Here is a 2,038-nt window from a genome sequence, read left to right on the forward strand (position 1 = left end):
TTGCTTCCCGCCGCGGCTCGAGCGTCGGTTCTGCGTACCCCGCTATAAGTACAGCGCTCTTACGCGTCCCAGCGACGTCGGCTCAACGCCGGGGATGAATTCTATCGTGACGCGCATGTAGTGGACGTAGTCGTGTACAACGGGCGTCCCGCCGTTGTAGTTGAAGACGCACCGCGCCGTGGCGGCGCTGCGGTAGGTGTAGGCGTAGCCGCCGTTGTCGCCGCTCCACTCGACCTCGACGATAACGTTGTAACCAAAGCCGTAATTGAACTGCGAATCAAAGTCGAAGCCGAACCATTTGCCGGGTTCCGCGTTGATAGGTTGGGAACGCCGGCTGTAAACCATTATCGGCGTTTGGCCGGCGTAGTTAGCGTTAAAATCGGTGGTTAGCGTCGTGCGGGTCGTACGGCAGATTTTAATAGTGAAGTTGTTGAACGTTCCCGGGGATACGGTGGGGGCCGCGTACCATTCCCACTTCATAATGTAGTTGACCCGAGCGGCGTCCCAAGGCCATAATTCGGTGGCCAAAACCAAATCTTGGCACCTCACGGCGTCAACGCCCGCGTTCCCGCGGAACGGGTACCCTACGACACGGCCTTGCGAGCCGATCGTCATCAGCTCCGCGCCGGCGGACGCGGCCAGGGCGGTCGCCGCGCAAAGAAACCACGCCAAAACCTTCTTCATCGTACCCACCTCCTTGGATAATGTATCCCCGCTTAAAACTACGATATCCTGAAAACGCTCATGTCATGCCTGGAGCGATATGTAGCATCGTTCCTTCGCTGTCGTTAGTATTATGCCACGCCAACGAAAAAATACAAGTATTAAATTCTTCCTATAGCTCCACCTCCACCGCCGCGACGTACAGCGTCTTCCGGTCGCGGTGGGCGAGAAAATTTTTCAGCATGAACGCCACGTCCGGCTTGACCTTCGCGTCGAAGGCCGTGACGCCGTCGACCGTTATTACGACGTTCTCGTCTACGTTAAACATATCCGGGTGGACGTATATGGTGAAGGCGCCGAGGCGGGACGCGAGGACGTCGACGCGGTTGCCGCCGAAGGTCACGTTTGCTCGAGCCGAAGGCCGCGCCCGTTTGAATATGAAATAATTCTCCGGCGGCGGGATGCGGCCCGTGAGCGTTACGTCGTCGCCGCTGCGCGTTACGCGGAGCGTGAAGGCGTCGCCGCGCGCGACGGTCTCCTTCCAGGCGTTGACGTCGTCCATGTCGGCCACGACGTTGTCGCCGATGCCGACGATGACGTCGCCCTCTTCGAGGCCCATCTCGGCCGCGGCCGAGTCGTCGATTACCTTCGCGATCGTGACGCCGGGACCCTCGCCGTCGGCCGGTATGAAGCCGACGGTGATGCGCTCGTCCACCAGCGCGACGTTGTAGTCGTCATGCCAGTCGGCGGCCTCGTCCCGCGTTACCTCGTCGATTTTGAACCAGCGGCACCGGCCGAATTCGGCGGTGGCGGCCTCCCACACTACCTCGGCCGGGTGGGGGTCGCGGGGGTGCCGCGCCAGCCAGCGCGCGATGAGCGGTATTTCGGCGTCGGCGTAGTCGAAGCTGTGCGTCCCCGCGAGCTCGCGGTAGAAGACGTCGCCGCCGGCCCGCTGCGGCATCGCTATCGTCGCGCGCATCTTGGCGGAGGGATACAGCGCGTCGTCGAAAGTGGTGACGGTGTAGACGGGCGCGTTGCGGAAATTCGGCGCGTAGGTGTCGAGGTCGCCGTCGAGGCTGCCCACGCCCATGTGGCCGTTGAGCGCCACGAAGCCGGCGAAGTCGGTGGGCTCGAGCATGGCCCAACAGAACGCCGCGGAGCCGCCGTCCGAGAAGCCCCCCATATATACGCGGTCGTCGTCGACGTTGTACTCGCGCTTCACGGTGCGGACCAGGTTGCGGATGTTCGCCATGCCGACGTCGTCCCACCACGTCGCCCCCTCCTGGCCGAACGGGTAGAGGACGAGCCAGCCGTATTCGGCCGCCGCGGCGGCCCACTCGTCCTCCCGGGCGTACCCCAGGGGGTCGTCCGTAAT

At 62.8% G+C, this 2,038-nt stretch carries 2 protein-coding genes; both read right to left on the reverse strand.

Annotation, left to right across the window (positions count from 1 at the left end):
• Positions 1–42: 42 nt before the first annotated feature.
• On the reverse strand, positions 43–684 hold the full coding sequence (locus VMX79_12955; GenBank protein HUV88006.1) for a hypothetical protein: 642 nt from the start codon (positions 682–684) through the stop codon (positions 43–45).
• Between the two features lie 151 nt (positions 685–835).
• A partial coding sequence (locus tag VMX79_12960; GenBank protein HUV88007.1) for a PDZ domain-containing protein occupies positions 836–2,038 on the reverse strand: 1,203 nt, incomplete at its 5' end.

The organism is bacterium (genome assembly GCA_035529855.1).
Taxonomy (GTDB): domain Bacteria; phylum RBG-13-66-14; class B26-G2; order WVWN01; family WVWN01; genus WVWN01.

Coding starts and splice junctions, on each gene's coding strand:
- VMX79_12955 (HUV88006.1), bottom strand. CDS start 684: ATGAAGAAGGTTTTGGCGTGGTTTCTTTGCGCGGCGACCGCCCTGGCC.